The sequence below is a fragment of the Microbulbifer sp. A4B17 genome, from assembly GCF_003076275.1.
In the GTDB taxonomy this organism is placed as follows: Bacteria; Pseudomonadota; Gammaproteobacteria; order Pseudomonadales; family Cellvibrionaceae; genus Microbulbifer.
Map to the genome: position 1 here is coordinate 2,713,501 of NZ_CP029064.1, position 25,631 is coordinate 2,739,131.

Annotated in this window: 18 protein-coding genes and 1 tRNA gene; 7 read left to right on the forward strand and 12 right to left on the reverse strand. The window is 48.8% G+C overall.

Annotation, left to right across the window (positions count from 1 at the left end):
* Nucleotide 1 precedes the first annotated feature (1 nt).
* From gspE to BTJ40_RS12110, 5 genes are all read right to left on the reverse strand, one after another.
* Entirely contained in the window at nucleotides 2-1,498 is a 1,497-nt protein-coding gene (gene gspE / locus BTJ40_RS12090; RefSeq protein ID WP_108733333.1) for a type II secretion system ATPase GspE, read from the reverse strand.
* On the reverse strand, nucleotides 1,495-3,504 hold the full coding sequence (gene gspD / locus BTJ40_RS12095) for a type II secretion system secretin GspD (protein ID WP_108733334.1): 2,010 nt from the start codon (nucleotides 3,502-3,504) through the stop codon (nucleotides 1,495-1,497). The genes gspE and gspD overlap by 4 nt, the downstream gene beginning before the upstream one ends.
* 57 nt (nucleotides 3,505-3,561) lie before the next feature.
* Nucleotides 3,562-4,254: a type II secretion system protein N gene (locus BTJ40_RS12100; RefSeq protein ID WP_108733335.1), complete on the reverse strand. Its 693-nt coding sequence runs from the start codon at nucleotides 4,252-4,254 to the stop codon at nucleotides 3,562-3,564.
* 221 nt (nucleotides 4,255-4,475) lie between these two features.
* The gene (locus tag BTJ40_RS12105) at nucleotides 4,476-5,405 is read right to left on the reverse strand and encodes an electron transfer flavoprotein subunit alpha/FixB family protein (protein WP_108733336.1); all 930 of its coding nucleotides are present in this window, start codon (nucleotides 5,403-5,405) and stop codon (nucleotides 4,476-4,478) included.
* On the reverse strand, nucleotides 5,405-6,154 hold the full coding sequence (locus BTJ40_RS12110) for an electron transfer flavoprotein subunit beta/FixA family protein (RefSeq protein ID WP_108733337.1): 750 nt from the start codon (nucleotides 6,152-6,154) through the stop codon (nucleotides 5,405-5,407). Before BTJ40_RS12110 ends, BTJ40_RS12105 begins: the two co-directional genes overlap by 1 nt.
* Before the next feature lie 354 nt (nucleotides 6,155-6,508).
* Between BTJ40_RS12110 and BTJ40_RS12115 the strand changes: the two genes are divergently transcribed.
* Entirely contained in the window at nucleotides 6,509-8,146 is a 1,638-nt protein-coding gene (locus BTJ40_RS12115) for an electron transfer flavoprotein-ubiquinone oxidoreductase (protein WP_108733338.1), read from the forward strand.
* A 134-nt stretch (nucleotides 8,147-8,280) separates the two neighbouring features.
* On the opposite strand, the gene BTJ40_RS12120 is transcribed toward BTJ40_RS12115, so the two are convergent.
* The 5 genes from BTJ40_RS12120 to BTJ40_RS12140 all read right to left on the reverse strand — a co-directional run bounded on the left by BTJ40_RS12120 (nucleotide 8,281) and on the right by BTJ40_RS12140 (nucleotide 15,581).
* Nucleotides 8,281-11,010 (reverse strand): TonB-dependent receptor domain-containing protein, encoded by a 2,730-nt coding sequence (locus BTJ40_RS12120; protein WP_108733339.1) that lies wholly within the window; start codon nucleotides 11,008-11,010, stop codon nucleotides 8,281-8,283.
* Nucleotides 11,011-11,132: 122 nt separating this feature from the next.
* Nucleotides 11,133-12,785 (reverse strand): serine/threonine protein kinase, encoded by a 1,653-nt coding sequence (locus BTJ40_RS12125; protein ID WP_108733340.1) that lies wholly within the window; start codon nucleotides 12,783-12,785, stop codon nucleotides 11,133-11,135.
* A 552-nt stretch (nucleotides 12,786-13,337) separates the two neighbouring features.
* Nucleotides 13,338-13,892, reverse strand: a complete 555-nt coding sequence (locus BTJ40_RS12130; RefSeq protein WP_202862802.1) for a DUF1285 domain-containing protein — start codon at nucleotides 13,890-13,892, stop codon at nucleotides 13,338-13,340.
* Nucleotides 13,885-14,571, reverse strand: coding sequence for a TetR/AcrR family transcriptional regulator (locus tag BTJ40_RS12135; RefSeq protein ID WP_108733342.1), 687 nt, complete (start codon nucleotides 14,569-14,571; stop codon nucleotides 13,885-13,887). Before BTJ40_RS12135 ends, BTJ40_RS12130 begins: the two co-directional genes overlap by 8 nt.
* 329 nt (nucleotides 14,572-14,900) lie before the next feature.
* A complete protein-coding gene (locus BTJ40_RS12140) occupies nucleotides 14,901-15,581 on the reverse strand; it encodes a hypothetical protein (RefSeq protein ID WP_108733343.1) in 681 nt (226 codons plus the stop codon).
* A 347-nt stretch (nucleotides 15,582-15,928) separates the two neighbouring features.
* Here BTJ40_RS12140 and BTJ40_RS12145 point away from each other — a divergent pair, with 347 nt between their 5' ends.
* The gene (locus tag BTJ40_RS12145) at nucleotides 15,929-16,777 is read left to right on the forward strand and encodes an acyl-CoA thioesterase II (RefSeq protein ID WP_108733344.1); all 849 of its coding nucleotides are present in this window, start codon (nucleotides 15,929-15,931) and stop codon (nucleotides 16,775-16,777) included.
* 449 nt (nucleotides 16,778-17,226) lie between these two features.
* A complete protein-coding gene (locus tag BTJ40_RS12150; protein WP_108733345.1) occupies nucleotides 17,227-18,147 on the forward strand; it encodes a LysR family transcriptional regulator in 921 nt (306 codons plus the stop codon).
* On the opposite strand, the gene BTJ40_RS12155 is transcribed toward BTJ40_RS12150, so the two are convergent.
* Nucleotides 18,148-18,804, reverse strand: a complete 657-nt coding sequence (locus BTJ40_RS12155; protein WP_108733346.1) for a cytochrome P460 family protein — start codon at nucleotides 18,802-18,804, stop codon at nucleotides 18,148-18,150.
* A 504-nt stretch (nucleotides 18,805-19,308) separates the two neighbouring features.
* Nucleotides 19,309-19,385: transfer RNA gene (locus tag BTJ40_RS12160), tRNA-Pro, on the reverse strand.
* Nucleotides 19,386-20,424: 1,039 nt separating this feature from the next.
* On the opposite strand from BTJ40_RS12160, the gene BTJ40_RS12165 reads away from it, so the two are divergent.
* The 4 genes from BTJ40_RS12165 (at nucleotide 20,425) to BTJ40_RS12180 (ending at nucleotide 25,208) form a co-directional block, all read left to right on the forward strand.
* Nucleotides 20,425-21,279 (forward strand): hypothetical protein, encoded by an 855-nt coding sequence (locus BTJ40_RS12165; protein ID WP_108733347.1) that lies wholly within the window; start codon nucleotides 20,425-20,427, stop codon nucleotides 21,277-21,279.
* 91 nt (nucleotides 21,280-21,370) lie between these two features.
* On the forward strand, nucleotides 21,371-21,604 hold the full coding sequence (locus BTJ40_RS12170) for a hypothetical protein (RefSeq protein WP_108733348.1): 234 nt from the start codon (nucleotides 21,371-21,373) through the stop codon (nucleotides 21,602-21,604).
* An 85-nt stretch (nucleotides 21,605-21,689) separates the two neighbouring features.
* Nucleotides 21,690-23,597, forward strand: a complete 1,908-nt coding sequence (locus tag BTJ40_RS12175) for a S8 family serine peptidase (RefSeq protein ID WP_157954044.1) — start codon at nucleotides 21,690-21,692, stop codon at nucleotides 23,595-23,597.
* Nucleotides 23,598-23,978: 381 nt separating this feature from the next.
* The gene (locus BTJ40_RS12180; protein ID WP_192879329.1) at nucleotides 23,979-25,208 is read left to right on the forward strand and encodes a hypothetical protein; all 1,230 of its coding nucleotides are present in this window, start codon (nucleotides 23,979-23,981) and stop codon (nucleotides 25,206-25,208) included.
* Nucleotides 25,209-25,631 lie beyond the last annotated feature (423 nt).

The window sequence follows — 25,631 nt, forward strand, 5'->3', positions numbered from 1 at the left end:
ATCAGGACTCCTGCGTAACTCGTAGCACTTCCTCAAGGGAGGTCCTACCCGCCAGTACTTTTTCTATACCATCATCGCGGATGCTGGGGCCGAGTTTTCGGGCTTCGGCAACCAACTTACTCTCTGAAGCGCGATCGTGGATTAGTTGACGCATCACCTCGTTGAGCGGTACCAACTCATAAATACCAATACGACCGACATAACCGCTATGGTTACACTCTTCACAGCCATTGGGTCGATAGATAATCGCTTCATCCTCAGGACCAACGCCGAGAACTTCACGCTCGCTGCTATCAGCCACATGGGGCTGCTTACATTCGGGACACAGGACCCGCACCAGGCGCTGGGCCAAGACACCAATCAGGCTGGACGACAGCAGGAAAGGCTCAATTCCCATATCCACCAAACGGGTTACCGAGCCCAGCGCGGTGTTGGTGTGCAGGGTTGAAAGCACCAAGTGCCCGGTCAAACTCGCCTGGATCGCAATCTGCATGGTCTCCAGGTCGCGAATCTCACCAACCATCACCACATCGGGGTCCTGACGCAAAATCGCGCGAAGCCCTCGGGCGAAAGTCATATCGGCCTTGGTATTTACCTGGGTCTGCCCCACACCTTCCAGGTTGTATTCCACCGGGTCCTCTACCGTGAGAATATTTTTCTCTCGGTTATTGATACTACCGAGGCCGGCATACAAGGTGGTGGTTTTACCGGAGCCTGTTGGTCCGGTCACTAGAATAATGCCATGGGGATGCGCCAACAGGTCTGTCATCACGCTCAAGTCGCGGTCTGCCATACCCAGTTTGCTCAGGTCCATTTTACCCGCCTGCTTATCCAGCAGACGCATTACAACCCGCTCACCGGCCGATGAGGGCATGGTGGAAACACGCACATCCACTTCACGGCCGGCCATCAATAAGGAGATACGACCATCCTGGGGCACGCGTTTCTCGGCGATATCCAGCTTTGCCATTACCTTGATACGGGATACCAGTAATGGAGCCAGTGCCCGCCGGGGCTGTAGTACCTCGCGAAGCACACCATCCACCCGGAAGCGCACTACAAGGCGCTTCTCAAAGGTTTCAATATGAATATCCGAAGCGCCCTGTTTGAGCGACTCGGCAAAAATTGCATTGATCAATTTGACGATGGGTGCATCGTCTTCCTGCTCCAACAAGTCTTCTGTCTCTGGCAGCGAGTCGGCGACTGCTGCAAGATCCAAGTCTTCACCCAGGCCCTCGACTTCAGAGAGGTTGCCCCCCTCCCTGTTTTCGTACAGGCGCTGTAAAGCCCCCTGGAAAACGTCTTCTTCTACGGCCTCCAAAGATACAGCCGCACCGCTGATGCGCTGTACTTCGGCAACCGCCGATGGACTCAGCGGCGCCACATATTGGCAGAGGGGTTTGCCTTCCTGCTCTGTTAACAGAACCCTATGACGCTTTGCAAAAGCGTATGGAAGGCGGCGGATTGTTGGAGTCCCTGTTCCTGTTTCAGCCGTCATTTAGCTTCTTCTACCTCCAACACCTCAACATCCACTTCCTCTTCCAGTGATTCAATGGCGGCACCATCTATAGAACCATCTACCGGCGCAGGGCTCTCGTTATAGGTGCCTGTTGGCGGCATCATGTCAGGCAGTACATCACCGCGGTGCCAATCCCAGATCAGGCTGGTGCGGTCTTTCAGGAATATTTGCTTCTGCTGCATATCCATGTAGCGCTTGCGAGTCTCTTCATAGCCAGCAACCTGACTGCTGAGGATTCTTGGGCGCAGGAACACCATCAGGTTAGTTTTGCTAACGCTCTTTTCAGTATTTCTGAATAGACGACCAATACCTGGGATATCGCCTAGAAGGGGCACTTTGGACACAGTTTCACTAACCTGATCCTCCATCAAACCACCCAGCACCAGAATAGCGCCGTCATCGATCAATACTTTGGTGCGGATCTCGCGCTTACTGGTAACAATGTCAGAAGCACCTTCCGCCGCTGCCGTCGCAGACGAGAGGACATTTTCAACCTTCTGCTCAATCTCCAAAGTCACTGAGTTATTGTTGTTTACACGAGGAATAACTTTGAGAGTGGTACCCACATCCTCACGCTGAATGGTGGTAAAGGGGTCATCATTGCTACCGGACAACAACTGCTCACCAGTAATAAAGGGTACGTTCTGGCCGACTAGAATCTCAGCTTCTTCATTATCCAAAGCCATAATGGTCGGTGTAGACAGGATATTGGTATTACTCTCTGACGCGACTGCATTAATAGCAGCACGAATATCACCACCACTGAGGTAGCCCAGGTGTAATGCACCAGCTCCCACCAAATCAGTCACCGGAAGTGAAAATGGATTGGGATCACCATTCTCGTCCTCACCTAACTGATTATTCCAGCCCGCAACAGCATTGTTGCCGGAACCAGCAATCCAACTAATACCCAGTTCGTTACCAGTGCCCTCTACGACCTCTACGATAATTGCCTCGATAAGAACCTGGGCTCGGCGTACATCCAACCTGGCAATAACACCCTTCATAGTTTCAAGGAGAGCGGGTGGAGCAGTTAATACCAGCGCGTTGAGCGACTCGTTAACCTGAATACTGACTTCAATATTTGCCGCTTGCTGGTCTTTCTCTGTGTTCTGGATACTACCGCTCATGCCTTCGAGGATAGGTTTCAGGTCTGCCGCATTGGCATACTGGATATAGACAACAGCGGTGTTACCCTCGCCATCCAGCGGTGCATCAAGGCGGCCTATTACCGTCTTAATCTGTTGGCGGGTAACCGGGTCTCCGGTCAGGAGAATACTGTTGGAGCGTTCATCAACAGAAATACGCAGCGGCTGCACTTCCTTACCCGCTTTGCCCCCACTCGATTGAAGCAGGTCGGTTAGAACTTGCTTTACTTCCTTAGCGGAGGCAAACATCAGCGGCACCACTTCAATATCGATAGCGCCAGCGCGGTCAAGCTGCTTTACCAGGCGGATAATCTGATCAATATTGGCAGCGCGATCAGCAATAATCAGGGTGTTGGTATCTGCATAGGCAGCCAAGTGCCCAGTTTGCGGGATCAGTGGGCGCAACATGGCGATCAGCTGTGAAGCGGAAATATTCTCAACCCTTACAGTGCGAACAACCAGGGATTCCGCCGGAGCTCGCGTGGTCTCATCGGCGACGGGTATCGCTTGTTGCTTGGCAAGTGCATCAGGAACCACTTTCCAGGTTCCGCCCTGCTCCACCAAACTAAAACCATTGACCTGAAGCACCGACATAAATACATCAAAGGCTTCATTGTGAGTCATTGGGTCGCCCGCAACTACGGTGACCTTACCTTTAACATTAGGGTGGACAATTATATTTTTGCCAGTGAAGTCGGCGGCCCAATTAATTAGATCGCGAATATCTGCATTGTCGAGAGAAAGGGTAACCCGCTCCGGGCCCTGAGCCAGCGTTGCAGTACAAACAAAAAAACTCAATCCGACCGCAATCAGCCGCCGATAAAACATCTTCATCATTATTTATCTGGCTCTAGTAAATGTTCAAAAAATCAAAACAATCTAGGTTGATAGTTTTTATTTGGGCTCACGCTGAGCACGGCGCTCGCGAGCCAATTCACGCAGTTGCTCCATTCTCTCCCGAATATTCTGCTGGTTCTCACCCCGTTGAGCAGTTGTCCTGGAACTGGAGCTTGACGTTCTCCGTCTGGAACTACTGACGCCTTTTAGTGGCACGTTTGGTCTACCGTCTACTTCTGGGTATGTCAGTTTTTCCATCCTGCCATTACGACGAAGAACCACATGGTCAACCTCAACAGAATAAAGTTCGGCTCCACCTGGCAACCGGTCACCGACATACAAACGCTTAGAGGGTTTACCTTTCTCCGACACCAAAGCACTGGCTTTGGTTTTATTGGAACTATCAAAAACACCGGATAAAACAATATTCAGCTGGGTCAGAGGAATATTTTCGAGGTCGACTTCAGGGACTTCCGTAGCCTTTTTGGGTTCAGCACGACCAAAGAACGGCGTACTGGGGAGACTGGCAGCACTGGGAGGAGGGGCACCTCTCGGACTTTTGCGCTCCACGAGCAGGGACTCCTGTGGATCGCTTGGGGCCAGTAAGGAGCCATAGGCAAACAAATTGCCGGACAACCACAACAGGCCAACAGCTGATGCCGCCATGGTGCCACGGGAAAGTCCTTTACTCGACTCACCCTGGGCAAACTTACTGCCAAATGAGCTTACGGCTCGCGCTAGAGGGGACATGAACATACCCACATATAAGTTCAACTTTCTGAGGTTATTGGTTTTTGACGCCTATTTTCTTGCCTCAGCCCGGGAAAGGCAACGCTCCTGCCAACTTAAACGCTGCAAACCCTCATTTCGTCCCTTAAATTGCACACTAGTTCCGCAGGTTGTCACCAAAAAACGAAAAAAGGCGGCATGACGCCGCCTTTATTAATGCCGACTAGTATAGCAATCGGGCATTACAGCTTGGTTTCAAGCTCAGGTACCGCTTCAAACAGGTCTGCTACCAGGCCGTAGTCAGCAACAGAGAAGATCGGCGCCTCTTCGTCTTTATTGATAGCCACGATTACCTTGGAGTCTTTCATACCTGCCAAATGCTGGATTGCACCGGAAATACCAACGGCAATGTACAGATCAGGAGCAACGATTTTACCGGTTTGACCAACCTGCATATCGTTAGGCACGAAGCCTGCATCCACAGCGGCACGGGAGGCACCAACAGCAGCACCCAGCTTGTCGGCCAGCTTATACAGCATTTCGAAGTTTTCACCGTTCTGCATGCCACGGCCGCCAGAGATTACTACGCTTGCTGCAGTCAACTCAGGACGGTCGGATACAGCCAGCTCCTCGCCGACAAAAGAGGACACGCCAGCGTCATCTGCAATATCTACAGACTCAACCGCAGCACTTCCACCTTCAGCCGCCACAGCGTCAAAGGCAGTGGTACGTACAGAGATTACCTTGATGGCATCGGAACTCTGTACAGTGGCAATAACGTTACCGGCATAAATCGGGCGCTTGAAAGTGTCTGCACTTTCAACAGCGACGATGTCGGAAATCGGCTGAACATCCAATAGCGCAGCAGCGCGTGGCAGCATGTTCTTACCAGTAGTAGTGGCTGGAGCCAGGATGTGACCGTAGTCTTTACCCAAGTCCGCTACCAGCTTGGCAACATTTTCAGCCAGCTGGTGCTCGTAAGCGGCGTTATCTGCCAGCAGTACCTTGGAAACACCTTCCACTTTAGAGGCAGTTTCCGCTACAGTGGCACAGCCAGATCCAGCTACCAATACTGCAATATCACCGCCAATAGCTTTAGCAGCAGCGATGGTGTTGAGCGTAGCGCCCTTCAGCTCGGCGTTGTCGTGTTCAGCAATAACCAGAATGCTCATCAGATTACCTTCGCCTCGTTTTTCAGTTTCTCTACCAGTTCAGCAACGTCAGCAACTTTAATACCTGCTTGACGCTCAGCCGGCGGCTCAACCTTCAGGGTTTTGGTGCGGGGAGTGATATCCACACCCAGCTCATCCGGGGTGGTGGTATCCAGGGGCTTGCGCTTTGCCTTCATGATGTTAGGCAGGGAAGCGTAACGCGGTTCATTCAGGCGCAGATCGGTGGTGACGATAGCCGGCAGTTTCAGCTCAACAGTCTGCAGGCCGCCGTCGATCTCTCGGGTCACCTTAACAGTATCACCTTCTACAGCAACTTCAGATGCGAAGGTACCTTGCCCCATACCGGTCAGCGCACCCAGCATCTGGCCAGTCTGGTTGTTATCGCCATCGATGGACTGCTTGCCCAGAATAACCATTTGAGGCTCTTCTTTTTCAACAATCGCCTTCAGGCACTTGGCTACCGCCAGGGGCTGCAGCTCGGCATCGGTCTCAACCAGGATACCGCGATCGGCACCCAGAGCCAGTGCAGTGCGGATTTGCTCTTGGCATTGCTTGGAGCCCATGGAAACGGCGACTATCTCGCTGACAACGCCTTTTTCCTTCAAGCGCACCGCCTCTTCTACTGCGATTTCGCAGAAGGGGTTGATAGACATTTTGACGTTGGCTGTATCAACGTCAGAGCCGTCCGCCTTCGGGCGAACCTTGACGTTGTAGTCAACAACGCGTTTCACAGCTACAAGAACTTTCATGGAAATCCCGTCTCAAATATGCTTTTTAACAGCCGCGACTGACAATTCACGTCGCGAACGGATACGGTGTTCTGGTCAAACAAGTGTTTGAACGGCGTGTATGGTGGCGGTTCTATAGCGCAAAATCAATAGTCAAATGGAAGTCCCTCCTGCCATTCACAAAATCTATTTCCGGGAATAGGAACCACCTATCCACTCCCAGTAAGCCGTTGAAATACAGCGCATTTGCCATAGCAAATGAATAGTCATGCAATTGGTAGGGTTGATTAAACGCCTATATAATCCGCCAGCAATATAAATGATAAGGCCGGATTGGCCGCAAAAAAGTTGAATACAACTGCTGAGGAGAGTGCCGTGGAACGCGAATCAATGGAATACGATGTAGTGATCGTGGGTGCCGGCCCCGCTGGATTGGCCGCGGCCTGTCGTATTCGTCAGCTCAATGAAGACGTCTCTGTGTGTGTCGTGGAGAAAGGCTCTGAGGTAGGAGCTCATATCCTGTCCGGTGCTGTATTTGAGCCCACCGCCCTGAATGAACTCTTCCCCGACTGGAAAGAACGTGGAGCCCCCCTCAATACTGAGGTAAAAGGTGATGATATCTACGTCCTGCGCAGCGAAGAGAACTCTATCAAAGTCCCCAACATGTTCGTGCCCAGTACCATGCACAATGAGGGCAATTACATTATCAGTCTCGGCAATCTATGCCGCTGGCTGGGAGAGCAGGCAGAAAACCTGGGGGTGGAAATCTTCCCCGGCTTCGCCGCTGCTGAAGTTCTATACAACGAAGATGGCTCCGTAAAAGGTATCGCCACTGGCGATATGGGCATCGGTATGAATGGCGAGCAGAAGGACTCCTATATGCCCGGCATGGAGCTGCACGCCAAGTACACCCTTTTCGCTGAGGGCTGTCGCGGCCACCTGGGCAAACAGCTGATAGAACGCTTCAAGCTGGATGAGGATACCGATCCACAGCATTACGGCATCGGCATTAAAGAAATTTGGAAAGTCCCCGCAGACAAACACCAGCAGGGCCTGGTTGTTCATACTGCCGGCTGGCCGCTGGATCAAAGCTCCACCCACGGTGGCGGCTTCCTTTATCACCTGGAAGATAACCAGGTTGTCGTTGGCTTAATTACTGACCTCGCCTACAGCAACCCTCATGTGAGCCCATTTGACGAGTTTCAGCGCTATAAGCACCATCCGGTAATCAAGCAGTACCTGGAAGGTGGCGAGCGCGTCGCCTATGGTGCCCGCGCGATTGTTAAAGGCGGCCTGCAATCCCAGCCGAAGATGACCTTCCCCGGTGGGCTACTGATCGGTGACAACGCCGGCACCCTTAACTTTGCCAAGATCAAGGGCAATCACACTGCGATGAAGTCCGGCATGATCGCCGCTGAGTCGGTAGTTGAAGCCCTCGCCGCTGAGCGCAATAGCGAAGAGTTAACTGATTACACCACCAAGTATCGCGACAGCTGGGCTTGGAAAGAGCTGCACATGCAGCGCAACTTCGGCCCAGCCCAACACAAATGGGGTAATATCCTTGGCTCCGCCTACGCCTTTGTGGATATCAATATCTTTAAAGGCAAGCTTCCCTGGACCCTGCGCGACACCAAAGCAGACCACGCACAGCTTAAGCCCGCTGCGGACTGCGCAAAAATTGACTACCCGAAGCCCGACGGCGTCCTCAGCTTTGACAAGCTGTCTTCTGTGTTTATTTCAAACACTAACCACGAAGAAGACCAGCCTTGCCACCTGACCCTGAAAGACCCAGAGGTTCCATTGAACCACAACCTGCCGATTTACGATGAGCCCGCTCAGCGCTACTGCCCTGCCGGGGTCTACGAGGTAGTTGAAGACACCAACGGCAAGCGCTTCCAGATAAACGCTCAAAACTGCGTGCACTGTAAGACTTGTGACATCAAGGACCCTACCCAAAATATTGTTTGGGTAACCCCAGAAGGTGCAGGCGGCCCCAACTACCCAAATATGTAATCTGGTTGATATTCAAAATGGCGCCTTGGGCGCCATTTTTTTGCGCGCGGATTTTCAAATTTTCTTAAGCCTGCCCAAACAAAAAACCAGGAGACATCAAGTGCTCCTGGCTTTCGGTAAGTCCAACAAAAAAATTAAAATTTATACTGAGCACTCAGAGCAAAAGTCTGTCCGATTTGCTCCTCAAAAACGATCACACCTTCGCGCTCGATTTCAATAGACTCATCAAGCAGGTTTTGCATTTTTGCTTTAAGTGTTATCTCCTCAGTTGGATACCAGGAATAAGTCAGATCCAAAGAGTGGAACGGTTGCTCAAAAGAGTCAGGCGCAGAATTACGCCCAGCTAAATACAGGCGCTCGCCGAAGACATTGTAACCCAGGGTGGCAGAATGATTGCCGTCAGGGCTGTCAAATCCAACCAGCATATTAACCACATACTCTGAGGCCCCAGTCATCTCACGCTCAGGATTCGTTGGCGCATCAGCTTCGTCACCCGCAACGATCTCAGAATCCTGGAAAGTAACATTTCCCTGGATAAAAAAACTATCCATTGGGTCAGCGATAAATCCAAGGCTCTTCATACCCTCAATCTCAATACCAGTGATCTCACCGGACTCCGCATTGATAATTTCGCGGGCAACATTGGTGTCACTGGAGGCAGCTTCAAAGAATTCAATGGGATCAATAATATCTTTGTAGAAGGCAGATACTGTCAAGCTATCACCACTGTCAAAGAACCACTCTGCACGAATATCGAAATTAGTGATTTCTGATGGGCGCACATTAGGGTTACCCTTAATTTGCTCATCAGTAATTGGATCGATATAAAATGCATCAGTAATTTCGCGCAAATCAGGGCGAACTGCCGTCTTTGAGGCTCCAAAACGCAATTGGAAAGTCTCGGCCCAAAGGGCTCCCATGTATGTCAAAGATAAAGATGGGTAAATATCGTCTTCTGCATATACCGCCTCAGCCAGCTCATCGGGGTCTGTAGTTACCTGAGGATCACTAATCGAATAACCGTAAGGATTCCATTCCAGCGCGGCCTGGCTATAGTCCTCCCAACGAGCACCGGCAGATACACGCCAAGTTTCGCTAAAAGTCCAGTCAAACTTACCAAATATTGCGTCAGTGGCAACCGCAGCCAAGTAGCTCTGCTTATTGCTGCCTGAGCGGGTGAAAACAAAGTCATTGTCATCGTTAGTAATGTTGTCATCACTGAATACATCACCCAACTCATCATCTAAAATGGAATCATCCGCAACACTGAAAATATCCAGGCTTAATTCAGTTTGCTTATAGCTCCGCGCCTTCTCTGTGCGAGCGAAACCACCACTAAGTTCCAGGCTCGACGAAGAGAATTCCAGCGGTAAAGAAATCGACCAGCCATAGTTTTGAACTTCATCTTCAAGCTCAGTGAAACGAAAGCCAGCGCTGCTCGCAGCCACATCAACAGTAGAGCTTATAACCGCACCTGTCTCTGGGTCGGTAACAGTATCAGCCGAAACATTGACCTGATTGGGAATGTCGGTAGTTGCTGTTGCATCGGAGAAGAACCAATCAAAAGTTAATTCTTCAGGCGCCCGATCAAGCAAAGCAATCGACAGAATTCCTTTGGTTTCAGGACCTAATGCATGAGAGCCTTTGATTTGGTTTAACTCTAATTCTCGCTCCTCATACTTGAATTCATACTCTCTAAAACCAGCACCATCTGAAAGCAAACGGTTTTCATTAAAGTAATCTCGAATCGAGGTTTCATCGTCTGTATTCCGCAAGAACAAGCTTGTAGTCTCGATGGAATGCTCATCCGCAAAGTGCACCCCCAAATTTAGGTTACCGCTGATATCCACGGAATATGTGGACTTTGTTCGATAGTCAACCTGCTCTTCAGGGGCACCAAAATCGCGTACGATCCGGTCACTTTCTCGCCACTTATTTTTATATGAACCTCCTGCGAGAAACCCAAACTCCCAATTATCACCAATGTAGAAACGGTTACCAACACTGGCTTTTATGTCTGCATCAGGATCGCTGGACTCTTCCTTAATAGAAATATCGCGATTCAGGCTAAGGGCCAGATCACGATTAAGGGCCTGCGCAGCATCGTAGGCCTCTTGGTCGGTCGCATATTCATTGCCCTCTGCTATAAGAGTATCCCTTATACCAGCAACACTTAAGTCACCCTTAAAACGTCGTAATGCCGTTTCGATATCACTCGATAGGGCACGAGTACCATCATCAGTACCATAGATATCGTCATCCCCACCCTTGTAGCTAAGGACATCGCCACTGACCTCGCTATTTGTGCCTGTGCCAATTTCAATTGAGTAAGTAAGGTCATCAGGAATGCCTTTGGTGCGAATATCAACATTACCGCCACCAAAGCTAGCGGCCTGGTTGGCAGAGTAACTCTTCTGGACTGCAAGAGAATCCACTACTGAGGTAGGGAAAAGGTCTAAGGGAATAACATTACGAGTAAGGTCTGGCGAAGGTACCGTTGCACCATTCAAGGTTGTACTAGAGTAACGCTCGCCTAGCCCTCGAACATAAACAAACTTTTCATTTATCAAAGATAAGCCTGAAACACGTCGCAATGCCGCTGCTACCGTTGAATCTCCTACCCTGCTAATCATTTCGGAGCCCAGTATATCCGTAACAACCTCCTCCTCCAGACGCTCACTTACTAACGCCTCTGCCGAATCACGCAAACGCCCCTGAACCATAACCTCTTCAATTTCTGGTGCTGCAACCGGCGATTCTTCAACCAGATCTGCATCCTGTCCAAATACTCCAGGAGCAAAAGTAGAGGCCGCAGTTATAGCTAAAACCAGCGGCGCCCTTTGAAATTTTTCATATTTAGCCATCACTCAGGCCTCTTCTCATTCCCATTGAATACGGTCTCAAAATCAAATAGGGCGCCGACTCCATCAGCGAAGGCGGCGCCCTACAAGATCAGGAGATAAACTCCCAACCGCTACCTAGACTGTTACTCGAACCAGAGAGGTTGAGCACGGCTACCCTCGTGCAGACCGTAAGTCCAACCTTTGGTCCAGTCAGAGCCATCCTGCTCAAGAGCGCCTAAATACGCTCGGTCCAGAACCGTAGATACCGTAGGATCGTCGTCGTTAATTACCTGGGCATCAGAGTCAACCGTGTACATAGCCGGGGTTCCCCCCAACAATACAAAGTTTGTGGCTGAGTCGAGGGTCGGATCCACTGCGCCAGAAATATCCTGGAACTGATTTCCAGAATCTACAGCCCAAGTCTCCAGATCGAAGGAATCTTCATCAGTTTTAGTACGGTCTTCGCAAGCAAAAATGTTAGAAGTCAGGGCGACTTCGGTACCAGAAGAAGCTTCGTCGCGGGTCTGCTCACTCTCAACGCGCAAGCAGTAATTGTCCCCCTCAAGACCAGTTTCATCAGCCATGAAAGACGCAACGATCATAGAATTGGTGATCATCGGATAAATACCCTCGCGCAAGCGCCAGCCCGCGCCCGGATCATGAGTACCCTCCTCCTGGGGAGAAATAATGCAAGTCAGGCCATCAATAACTGGACGACTGTTCAAACCTCGAGCAATCAAGGAGGAGTAATCAGTAGCATCACTGTATGACCCGATACCATCAGCCTCTATACAGTGATTGCCATCGGTCTCACTCTGGATAACCAGCGCATTGGTAATGGAGCCACGGTAACCTTCGTCAATGTCGATAGAGTCATCACGCACGTAAAGAGCCACATAATTCTCTACATCTACAGCGCCACCAAAAAACTCAATACCGTCATCGTAAGTTGAGTAGGTTTGAAGGTTGCTAATAACAGTACCGTTACCTACAGCATCAAACGCAATACCGTTCAGTTCATCACCACTCGCCACCTCAGCACCGGTGTGCTTTACAACAACGTAAGAAAGCTCACCGGAGTTGTCAGCGTTATTATCACCACCGTAGTAAGAAGTGTTATCGTCGGTAGAGCCTTCAGCTGCAACATGGCACTCGCCAGATAAGGTGAAATCATCTGCACCAACGGTGCCCGTATATTCACATTTATTAGTTACACCAAAGCCATTAATGACCATGCCTCCCCACTGGGAAACATCTTCGGCACCTGCAGTTCCAAGAACATCCGTTTCTGAGGTAAAGGTAATAGGCGCCGATTCAGTACCACGAGCGAAAACCTGTGAACCACGGTTAACAACCATAAATGCAGAATTATCTTTAAAAGCAATAGTGGCTCCAGCTTGGATCTCAAGCTTTACGCCATCCCCACCTTCAGTGATACCAGCGGCCTCCATGTCGGTATCACTGGCATAACTCTCACCAACGAATAGACTTCCAGTGAATATATGGGCACCATCATCGTCGAGGGCGGAGAGATACAAATCTTCATTCAGAGGATTAGATGCTGAAACAAACTCGGTGTCGTAGTAACAGTTGCCACTAGAGTACTCACCCTGAACCCCTGTACTTTCAATAGTCGCACAAGGATTTTCAGTACTACCGCTTCCAGAATTATCTACGGAATTATTGACAGAGTTATCGACAGTTTTTGGTTCAACGCTTACGCCGCCACCATCACAACCAGCTAATAACGCTGCAATAGCAGCAGCCAGCAACAGCTTCTTCTGTGCTCGTTTCATATTTCCCCCCTTCAGGAAGTTCAACCCAAAACTTTAACTGCCTTGCCCCACCAGTTTTATTTTTCAAAAACTAAAACTGGAATGGTCAAGTAATTTAAAAACCATATTTGTTTTATTCGCCGTAGCGATTTGGACGGAGGGAAGTTTAGAAATGCAGTGTTGCGGATTTGTTACTTATTGAGATATTTCCGTTAATTATCGAATTAATATTTTATTTCTTTCAAGTAAAATACATTTATATTGCGGTACAATTTCAAACACTATTTTTTTAATAAAAATGAAACACAAAAAAACTCAAAAAATAGTACAAACATACATATTTCCTGACAAACTCTTCTCCCCTCCCAATATACGCCAACCAAAGCATTTGATTCTGAAAAATTGAAGGGCGAAAGTTCGGCACGAGAGTAAAGTTAGAGGCAATAGAATCAGGAAAATGTACCACTATATTTGAAGAGCCCAGCAAGGAGAGATCGAATTTCCTGATTGCGACCTCAACCCATGAAGAGGAACTGAGCTCCTTAACATATAGCGGCAGGAGTTTGAGGTTATTTAATTACATGAGCCAAGCAAGAACTCTTTGCCATCACTATGAACAAAAAGCTTTTCTTTATGACCATTCTCTTCCAGAGCCCACTCTACTAATTGGTAAAAGACATCCCTGGAGATACGAGCCTGCAAACCACCACGAACCTCAAGATAGGGAACCGGTTGGGGAGGAGCACCAAAATCTCTTAACCGCCATTGGCTACTATCCTTCAGCTCGACGACATCACCAACGTTAGTCGTAAATAGCAATTGCTGAAGGGCATCTCCAGAATTCCGCGCCACTTGGGTAACCACAAATGGAGCATCCTCCACCGTGATTCGCAGCTTTTCAGCCGGGGTGACAAGGAAGTACTCATCCCCCTCCCTCTTGAGAATACTGGCAAATAGCTTTACGAGAGGCTGACGACGGATTTCTGTACCTTCGTGGATCCAACGGCCATCAGACTTGATGACCATATCCATATCCCCACAAAGATCAGGATTCCACCTGTCGACAGGGGGATGCCCATGAAATTCAGCCTGTAATTTTTGCAGCTGCTGGAATAGGGGCTCAGCCAAGGGCAGACCCCGCAGAATCACTGTGATGGCTGGTCTGGCTTCCCTCTGGCGCTTTGCGAGAGGACATATCGCCGATATGTACACCCACATCCATAATAAACTCCATCAACCCTTCCCTGTCCTCTATCACATTGGCAAAAGACTTGGAATGGTAAAGTTCTACCGCCCCCTGCACCAGCGCCCAATAAGTAGAGTAATAGAAGTAAGCGGGAACATTCTTCAACATGCCCTGCTCCATACGGCGCTCAAACACCCGATTTAGGGAGCTGGCATTGGAGTTGCGGATATTATGTAACTCCGCAATCATTTCAGGAGCCAGGTTTAACGCGATAATTTTCTCTTCCAGACGCTGGAAGAGCCTATCTTTGCCTGGGTCGGCCATGCGGGATTCAAAATAGGCCCGGGCCGGTGCAGTAATGTCACCTTGCTCAGCCAGAGCCACGGCAGTCTTGAGGCGTTCGGCGAGGGACTTCTCGTAGTCCATCAGCAAGCGCATGTAGATTTCTGTCTTGGAAATGAAGTGCTTGTAAATCGTTCCCTTCCCAATATCCACACGCTCGGCAATCTGTTCGACCGTGACCTTCTCTTCACCGTGCTCCAACAGAAGCTCCAGAGCCGCATCCAGGATACGCTGCTCCCGCGCGCGGAACCTCTGAACCTTCTCTTTTGCCTTATCCATACTTCCGACCTTCTTTGCCCTTAAAAATGGGGACTGAAATTGACTATTCATTCATGAATGATAGGCAATTCAAGTCGGTTGGAAAAGTGAATCGGGGAATTAGACTGCCTAATATTGAAAATATTAGTCTATTTTGCTCGATTTTTATTCAAAACGAGCCTAATTTAGACGAAAGGGTAACCTTTAAGTTTAGCATGTGGTGACATTTGGCAATCTAAAGTGGAGGAAAAAGCCAGGAAGTTTAACGATTAAGGGACGCCGGGGTATTCCATCACCCCTGGTACTTTAGAACTACATCTGGAATAGCAGAAGGAACGAGCGGACTGCAGTTACACAGATTTGAATTTCAGTTCTAACAAAGGTGCCACTACATCACTATCCTGCGTGCGAATCCAAAGCATTTCCTCCTCAGAATAGAGTTCAGCAACAATCGCGTTTGCCAACTCACAATCATGGGAGATCAAGTGCTGCGCCAACCACTCTGCAGCAAAACTACGCTCCTTGCCGAGAGTACCCTGTGAGCGCTTGTACAAATTTTTAACAGCCTTCCGCGTATATTCAATCGTGGCTACACCTGGCGTAGCCTCAACCATCTTGCGGTGCAGCTTCTTGCTTTTTTGATTAATAATATAAGGAAGCACCTGCCCTGAAACATAGTCGTGGGTGACAGCACCTTTACAGGGGCAGTTGTAGGACTTTCTGTTCGCAAATATTTTCTTCAGCGCATTCAGGTGGTTATTGGTTTTGTAAGCAGATCGAGCTGCCAATCCAGCATAACCAATAGACAGTGCCGTCCCAGCGACAACCAAGCCAATTCCTGTTGCCGAAGTTGCTGCCGCTGCACCGGTAGCCAATCCTGTCAAAGTGGCTCCTGTAGCCGTCTGCGCCCCCCATACCCCGTAGTATGCAGCGGAGCCAACGCCCCCAGCCACAGCCTTCGCAGTACGGTGCCTGCTGACAACTTTGCCAAAGTTGAGTGGTGGACGGATATCAATATTACTTTGTGGCACCTGTGTTATCTCCTACTACTCTTATTCAATTTTTGTGAGATAGCTGAAAACCAATTAGTCCAACTGTCCCAGCAACTATTGGCGCTTTATAACACAAAAATAAGTAAGAATTCGACAAGTCGCATTAGTCAATAGCACAGGGTTTCAAATTGACAGAACAAACCGGCAACTCTCATAGGTTGAAGCACTGCCGACCAAAGGACAGTGGCATCTGTGACCAAAATATACCTACCGTTCAAAATATGAATGGGGTTAGAGAGTTTTGCTGTTATTATCCTTTTGATTAAGAGCATATGCTCCCGTCTGGAAATTGTATTCAGTGGAATAGGTAACGAGCAAAACCCCTTATGTTGGAAAAATTAGGTAAATTACTGGATGTCGAAGAGCTGGATCGAAATCTCTTCCGCAGTCGTCATCACGTTGAAAACTATCGAAAAGTGCTTTTTGGTGGGCAAGTCTTAGGCCAGGCACTGATGGCAGCAACTCGCACTGTTGAGCATCGTCTACCCCACTCCTTACACGCCTACTTCCTCCGCCCAGGTTCAAGTGAACTCCCGGTGATCTATGAAGTAGACCCCATTCGCGATGGCGGCAGCTTTACTACTCGCCGCGTTGTCGCCAAACAGCGAGGGCGCGCTATTTTTAATATGTCCGCCTCTTTCCAGATAAGGGAGCCCGGATTTGACCACCAGGCCGACATGCCCTGTGTTGAGATCCCCGCCCCTGAGAGCCTAAAAAACACTCAGGAATTAGCCCTGGAAGCTGGACTGGTTAGCCCACAGTACGACCAGCGACGCTATATGATCGATTTTCGCCCAGTAGATCCCCAAAGCTATTTTGGCGCAGAGACTCGTGAAGCCAAGTGCATGTTCTGGTTGCGGGCAGAGGGCGAGATGTCTGACGATCCGATGGAACACCGCGCAGCACTATGTTATGCATCAGATATGGGACTGCTCGGAACTTCCCTTCAGCCTCACGACATATCCCTGTTCGATCCCCAGTTGATGCCGGCGAGTGTTGATCACGCCATGTGGTTCCATCGCGATTTCCGCTTGGACCAGTGGCTACTCTATGTAACCGATAGCCCATCAGCAACGGGCGCCAGAGGCTTTACTCGCGGCCAGATTTTCACTCGCGATGGAACACTGGTGGCCTCCACTTGCCAAGAAGGATTGATCAGGCAAGTTAAAAATTAATTCAACACCTATATAAACCCCTTTAGTGAGCACCCTCGAGCCAAGCGTGCTCACTATTTCAACGCTCTGTACAATAATAATTGTGCCAACAAAATCTAGAAGCAATGTCCGGTTGATTATGAGGGGGAGAGCACAAAGTACAATCGAATGCAGAGCATACTATTTGGCCGCTCTAACATTCACCACCCAGTCTTTAATTTTTAAATACATCTCCCACTAAAACATTAAAAATTATTAGAAATAAATCTATTTTTGCAATATAGAGGCTTTCGATTCCCAGCCCCAAAGTGACCAGAAGTTACGTATACTCGCCTTGTAAAAAACGCCCATTAGCGTGAACAGATCCAATTTATTTTTGTAAAGTCACCACTTCAGAATTAAGTGGAAGCCAATACATAGGGCTTCCGTGATATGGTACGAGCATATAATTCTTAAGATTGATTTCAAAAATGGATTTTAAACAAGTTAGATATTTCCTTGCACTGGCAGACACCAGAAATTTTACTCGCGCAGCTGAAAAGTGCCATGTGTCGCAACCTGCATTAACACAAGGCATCAAAAAACTGGAAGCAGAACTTGGCGGGATCCTGGTACATCGTGAAGGTCGCCACGTAGAAATGACAGAGCTGGGGCGTAGTTTGCGCAGTAGCTTCGAACAAATTGACCGTACACGCCAGCTGGTGAACATGACAGCACGCGCTATCACCTCTGGAGAAGCTAGCGAGCTAAATATTGGCGCCATGTGTACTATAGGCCCGAAAGCACTATCCGGGATGCTGAATCAGTTTCACAGGAGCAATCCCGGAATATCTATTGTAATTCACGATGTAACACCACCTGCCGCCGAAGAACTCTTATTAACAGGGAACCTTGATGCCATTTTTTGTTTTCCTCAGACTGTAATGCATCCGAGGATTCAGTACTTGCAATTGTTTGAGGAGCCGATGGTTGTAGCTTGCCCGTCCAACCATGAACTACTAAAGAATGACTCTATCTCTATTTCTGATCTCACAAATCAGCAATATATTGAGCGCTTACACTGTGAGCTAAGACAGAGAGGGCAAATATTCAATAAAGAACAGGAGCTAGCTCTCGATATCATATTTCGTAGCGAGCGTGAAGATTGGATTCAGTGCTTAATTAGGGAAGGTGTGGGAGTTAGTGTGATCCCCCTACACTCCCTAATAAAGCCAGACCTTGATTATCGCCCCTTAGCAGACCCACCCTTGTCACGCAAAGTAGGACTAGCCACAATCAATAATGTTATCGCACCGCCGGCATTGAACAAATTTGTAGGTGCCGCGGCCAGCTTTGACTGGAACTCTTTAGAACAAAAGAAACCCAGTATAATAGCTGATGAAATAATTTGATTACCTTATTTCCGGCAACTCTAGTGGAGTAACCAAAGGTCTATAAAGATCCATAAACACCATATCTTCTGACGCATTAGCCATATGGCAGCCTGCACAGCTAGCGATATCCATTACTTTTGTACTAGCGGCATATGGAGGTGCATGATGACCAAAATTAAAATACCCCCAACCATTCGACTCTTGGAATCGCGTAGAATCTTTAACCGAAACATCCATTCCATTAACCGGCCCGGGGAAATACCCTCGCCCCGAAGATTCATAGCGTGAACCATCCGGTTCGGTTACCTTACCCCCGGTAAGCTGCAATTCCTTCAACATAATGGTTCCTTCCGGCCATTTACTATGCTTCCGGTAATACTCAAAAGCCTTAGGTTGAACATAAACATTGTGATACTCAGGAAAACTGGCACCCCCTCCATTAAGCCCGTTTGGAGTTATTGGAGAACCAATAAATACCCAACGCCGAAAGCTCTTTGGCTGCACTAACTCCAGTTTATTATCACCGATCCACTTAGGCTCAATGTCAATATGTTCATAGCTGGCTGCAAATTTCGACGGGGCACTTTTATAGTTTTCACTCGCAAGGGTTGCTGCAGTATAATGAAATACTATCGCAGACAGAGTACCTATAATAATTTTCCCAGAATTTCTCATAATATTCTCCCACAGTGCAATTTGGACTGCCGTCTGTGCGTTTAAGCAAAATGACTTGCAATGAATATATGAAACCACCTCTGAAATGCCCAATAGGTATGCATAATAGAACTATAAGTGAGGCTTATAGCTGCTGACTTTAATCAATCATTTGAGGGGGCTTTTTCTAAGCTTATAAAATATACAAGGCATATAAACTACTTCCAGAGCATGTCGAGAGTGTCTGTAGATCCTTTAGGTTTCTCTGGAAAGCTAAAACTGAATTCATCAATCATGATGAGACTGCTGGCTGATTGACCAGACTAAGGAATAAAGCGCAATAACCGTCTTCCGTAGAGAGACTATTTTGAGCTAACCAGCCATTTAGAATAGGGGCTCGCCTTTTGGGCCTCGCGATTCTGCTCACTTTGAATCAGAACTGGACATCCCTGCCAAAAATTAATTGACACGGAACTATGTGGTCAGACACGAAAAAGCCCGCATTAGCGGGCTTTTTCATCAATATGGTCGGTGAGAGAGGATTCGAACCTCCGACCCCTTCGTCCCGAACGAAGTGCGCTACCAGGCTGCGCTACTCACCGAGGACGCGAATACTACCCATCCGGTTTTGAAAGATCAAGCACTTTTTGGCGCGAATATCAGGGTGCCAAAAGGAAGCGTTTTTACATGTACTCCCACACACCCCACCCTCAACTTACAGTTTACGCGCTTAAATCTAACATGATTAATGATGGTACATCGGGAGGCAGGAAGTGATTTTGAATATCGATTTATTCAGGTTTTTCACATTTCGAAGGTTGCCCACAATTATAAACTGTTCCACTGCAATAGATATAAACTCCCAGCCTAAGCCCAGAGGGCTCCAGGGGTAAAGTACGCGCGTTGGAAACTTACATTTAAATGGAGTCAGTGGTAGAGAATTCCCATTGGTCGAACATCAATCCTAGTGATGGCTCAACAATAAAGTTGAAAAGTAGATACATAGTCTCCCGCGTGACACTTCAGATATAACTCTAATAGTCATCAATAAAAATTTGAGCGCCCTAAGACCAGAAAATACAATGATTTTAGTAAATTAAATAGCGCCATTTAGCCCTTCCCCATAAATGAGGGATAAAAAAAGCCAACTTCATAGCAATTTGCTATTAGAGCCGTAAACAACTATCAGCGCCGATCACCAATGTGCACTTAGCGAACCAAAAACACTCTTTTAATTTCAATACTCCTAGTTATTTATCGAAACCGAAAAACCTCAACGCTTAATGATCAACAACCTAGACAAGGATTTACCACCTTCTTTTCATTAAAATTAGCAAGATATACCCATAAAATTTGAACAGATTTCTTGACCATCTTTACGTCTCTATTACCTTTTTATTTCCCTCAATAAAAACTTCCAAACTTTCCCTGCACTTCTGAAATGCTTCTCTATACTCAGATCAGCCAGCTGGATGTCCGTCGCGAGATACATCAAGTTCAAAGTTAGAAACCGATTCATTATCAGCAGGCTGACCCTAAAAACGGAGCTCTATCGGGCTCCAAAATTCTCACCCGGAAACCATGAAATAACCTAGGCGATAGCTGCCCCTATCGTTAAAGGTCTACTCGAGGAGTACGTTCATGTACCAACCATACGCATATGCTCAAGGGATCCCTGGACAACCACAAAACTATACGGTACCTCCGATCAATCCTGTTATCGGTCTCACCCCGCATCAACCATATCTTCCCCTGCAACAATTGGCACCACAAGGACTGTTAGGGGAGTTTGTGAGCCGAGCAGCACCGGTTATTGGCGGAATTGTGGGCGGCCCACAGGGTCAACTGATCAATGCACTCGGTGGGCTGGGACAGTTACTACCCTTCCAGGCAGTACCGCAGGTCCCGCAACAATTTGCTCCCCATGTTCCCCAGCAGTTTGTACCGCAAATTCCCCCGCAATACGCTCATCAATTTGCCCCCCAAGGCTACCTCAGTGAACTGATAAACCGCGCAGCCCCCGTGCTGGCTAACTACATCAATAACCCGCAAGCACAGCTGATCAATGCAGCCACCCAGCTAGGGCAATATTTGCCCTACCAGGCGGCTCCTCAACTGGCACCTCAAGGCCTTCTGGGTGAATTCGTAAGCCGTGCTGCCCCTGTTATTGGTAACTACATTGGTGGACCCCAGGGGCAATTTCTGAACAATGTGGCGCGCTTAGGCCATTTACTGCCCTTCCAAGCCGCTCCACACCTCGTCCCTCAAGGGTACATCGGTCAGCCGGTCAATCAGTTGGCCCCATTTATCCCCGAGCAGTACGGAACTGTACCTCCACAGGCTTTCACTCCACTGAACCAACCTGTGCCATTCCAGGCTGTACCACAACCACCCCAGCAACCCTTCCAAAGTTTGGCAGGGATTGGTCAGCCTTTGGCCTACCAGGCGATGCCACAACCAAACTCAGCTTTGCAACAGCAGGCCTACCTGCACTAGAGACGCATACGGGACGGGGCCTTGCGCCCTTTCCCATCAGGCGAGCTCGCCTCAGGACAACTTCAAATAGCGCAGTAATAGTGAGAGAAAAATGAAGAAGTTTGAGCAATATGTAGCTGTGCCCAATCGGAAAGTATCAGCGAGTACTCTGGAGCTAGAGGAATTAGTGAAGGAAGCTTCGAATTGCCCCGATGTGAAAGACGTTACTTTACGAAAAAGTAACGTCACGCTCGTGGCCACACCTGATGCCGTCAATGATTTAAGAAAGAAACTTGGGGGCAAGGTAATTATTGACCCGGATCAACCGATTCATCCTCTCAATTAGGACTGAAACCCACTCGATTCACAACTTTCAGATGTTTTGCACGCGTGCTAAGTCAGTACCGCACTGAAAGCGAAGGAACATGAACATGACTGAATCCCGACAAGAAAAGGCCGCAGGAGAACCTTCGGTCGAGGTTGCAGAAAAAGTCGAGTTGCTTATTTCGCCTCGCCGTAGCCTTATGGCCAAGTCCATAGGCGTGCAGCCATTGAGCGCGGGCTCAATGCACAACGTGATCACCACCATTGCAAGACAAGCCGGCTGTGAAGTGCTTCGCGAAATACGCCCAGGTAGAAAGCTGAAAACACTCTCATCAGCAGATGAGGCGACCAGTATTTATAAAGTTCGTATGGATGTGGATGCTGCCGCAGCTCTCTACCAAACGACACCTCCAAATGTGGCTGTCGAACTTGACTCCCTACTCTCCTACGGGCAGGCAAGTTACTCCCCGACCTTTTCCGCCGTTTTTGCACAACAGCCAGGTCTACTGCGTGAGTACCATGTCCAAGCTCAGCAGGTACACTTCCGCGTTATCGGTGCAAAAGGCGAACCGATACGCGACGCACAAATAATTATTGAAAGCGCTGGATTTCCTCAAGAAGGCGTTACCAATAATAAAGGGGAAGTAGCCCTCAATATTTTTGCGCAAAGTGGCGGCGCTCAGGTGAAATCACTTCTGATCCGCCCAGCCAAAGATTTCTGGAACAAATATATTCGCTGCCCATCTCTATCCCTTTCGGGTGTTAACCTGGTGAAGCTCCAGCCCCTAAGTGAGGCAATACCCAACTTCCCCAATGATGCATCATATGGCTGGGGACAAAAGTACATGGGCCTGGACCAGCTGCCCGATGAATATACCGGCAAAGGCATCAAGATCGCGATCATTGACTCCGGCGCGGACAACAAGCACCCGATATTGGGCCACTTAAAAAATGGTATCGATGTAACCAACAACTACGATACCGAGAGCTGGGCTCAAGATATCGTCGGCCACGGCACCCACTGCGCAGGAATCATTACCGGGCAACCCCCAGGATCCGAAGCCATCCGAGGTTTCGCCCCGGAAGCTGAAATTTACATTTTTAAAGTTTTCCCTGGAGGGCAATTTAGCAGCCTGATCGATGCTCTCTCGCACTGCATTGAAATCGGCGTCGATGTGGTGAACATGAGCCTCGGCAGCTCTGAATCATCAGAAGCAGTTGAGCAGCAAATCGAGGAAGCTGTACAACATGGCATAGCTTGTATAGTCGCTGCAGGTAATAATGGCGGCGCAGTTCAATACCCCGCCAGATCACCCAATACCATGGCCGTGAGTGCCTTCGGAATGCTGAATGAATTCCCCAAGGACTCCTGGGAAGCGCAAACAGTCATCCCCTCAACAGCCACAGCAGACGGTCTGTTTATTCCGACATTCAGCGCTTTTGGACAGGAAATATCCGTCGCCGCACCCGGGGTAGGCATAGTCTCATCTGTCCCAGACAAAGGATTTGATGTGCAATCGGGCACATCAATGGCTGCGCCACACATTACCGGTATGGCTGCTCTTTTACTCGCTCATCATCCTTTATTTAAAGGTGTATTTAGACAAAAGGATGTATCTCGGGTGACCGGCCTATTCCAGCTTATCCGCTCCCTGGCCGCGCCAATGCCGCTAGGCGCAGAGAGAGTGGGTGCCGGTGTTCCCAAGCTGTTCGGGGTCGGGTCAGCTTTTGAGTCCGCGAAAGAACATGCCCGGGCCGGTGGTGTCCACGCCACTACGACACAGGGACCACCCCCTGCAACCCCCTACTCTGGCTTTACCATGAGTCCCCTACATGGCTTCCCGCCTCAGACATCGCCCAATTGGCAGGGGCAATTTGTGCAGGGGGGTTACTACCCATCGGACCTGGCTGCAGTTAGCCCGCAGCAATCGGTAATGGGCAGTTTTCCAGACGGATTCGCACTGAGCGCCTATGGCATGCAGTTCGTTGATCCCCGTGCGATCCGATATTGGTAACTAAAGTCCATCATCTTTTAGACTACGAAAGCCTAGGCAAGACCGTAGTAATTCTACGGCCTTGCCTTTTTTTGGACTCTATTAACCCTTACCACAGACGCAACCCAATCAACACTTAAAAGCTCCCGCCTAGTTACTTGACTCCCCTTGGTTACATTTATGGGAGGTCTCATACTTTATAAAATAAATTTGATAACGACTTAATAAGTGTATTCTTTAAAATATATGCTATCTCTATTGTGGCACCAAGAAACCCCATAACTCTGGACTGCCTCGTCACTCGCTGGCAGCTTGTGACCAGTTTGCTTGAAGGTGACACAAGGGCACCTGTAGGCTTAGATACTGTCGAAACGACTAATTGTTAGATTTCCTGCCGAAGAAATGATGCTCAAACAACTACTAACACTACCGCTACTACTCGCCACTCTATCCCCTGCTGTTCGGGCTTATGAGATCCTTTATAGTGCAGAAATCTCACCCGATTCAAAGCTGGCTGAGGTAGAAATGGCGCTCAGCGGTGAAGATATGCCAAGCAAACTCGTTCTAAACTTGAGTTCTGGGCGCTACCAGGACCTGGAAAGTGACGAGCCCCTGGAAATAAAGGGTGACAAAGCAACCTGGCGACCTGAGGGAAAGAAGCCTGTCCTCAAGTACAGCTTTGTAATCGACAACCAGCGCAGTAACGGGGGTTATGATTCCCGAATCACCAAAGATTGGGCAATTCTTCGCAGTGACAAATTGATTGCACCAGTATCGGCAACCAGCCGTGGCCGCTCTACCGCCCGACTTAAGCTGGAACTTCCAGACCAATGGTATGCGGCTCTACCCTACCCTGAGATTAAAGAAAATCTATATCAGCTATCAGACCCGAAGCGTAAGTTTGTAAGACCCAAGGGTTGGATGATTGTAGGGAAAATTGGCAGTCGGCAGGATGTGATAGCCGGTACGGAAACTCGTGTCGCAGGCCCAAAAAATGAAAACATACGGCGGCAGGACATCCTGGCCTTCCTCAACTGGAACCTGCCAGAATTGAAGAAAATCTTCCCCCTCTTCCCTGATCATCTATTGATCGTAACCGCTGACGATCCCATGTGGCGCGGCGGACTGTCGGGGACACGCTCACTATATATGCATGCTGACCGGCCTCTGATCAGCGGCAACCGCACCAGTAGCATGATCCACGAGTTAGTTCATGTGGGCACGGGGATTCACGGTGACGATGAGAGCGATTGGATTGTAGAGGGATTAGCTGAATTTTACTCTCTGGAGATTTTAAGGCGAACTGGTGGCATCAGTGAAACCCGCTACCAGGAAGCAATGGATAAACTGATTAAGTGGGGTAAGAAGGCCCCTTCATTACTGGTTGAGCGCTCGTCCGGCCCTATTACCGCCCGTGCGGCTGGCGTAATGCAGCAACTGGATCGCGAGATTCGCGAAGCCAGTAACGGCAAAGCAAGTATTGATGACGTCGCGCAAGAACTGGCTCGCACACGCGGGGAAGTAACGCTGAAAAGATTTAGAGCATTGTCTGAGAAAGCGGCCGGTAAGCCCGTAAAGGCATTAGTCACAGAAAACCTTACAGACCAGGTGAAAGACTCCAGCAACCAGTAGACAAAAAAAAGCCCTGACGACGGGGGGGAGAGCGTCAGGGCCAAGACCATTAGGAGTGAAACTTGGAGGATTTCATCCTTGCTTCCAGGTGACAGCCATGTGAGCCACCCTACCAGCATTACTAAACACGTTGGGGGAGATGTGTTAGCCAGTTAAAGACAGTATCGAACACCGATCAGAGATTGCCAGCACACCCTAAAATTAATTTAGAACAAATAGAAATAGTTTTCTGAGCACCAGCGCTAAAAGTTATTACGACCCCCCACCACCATCAGAAGGTAACTTTTCCTACTTTTTTTCACTTGTTTGCAACATTGACGAAAACAATGCTTGACTAATCCTCTAGAGTCCCTAAAATGGCGCCCACTTACACAGTGAAACGCACGTAAGTATAAGAAAACGCTAGGATTTTTCAGATTTATC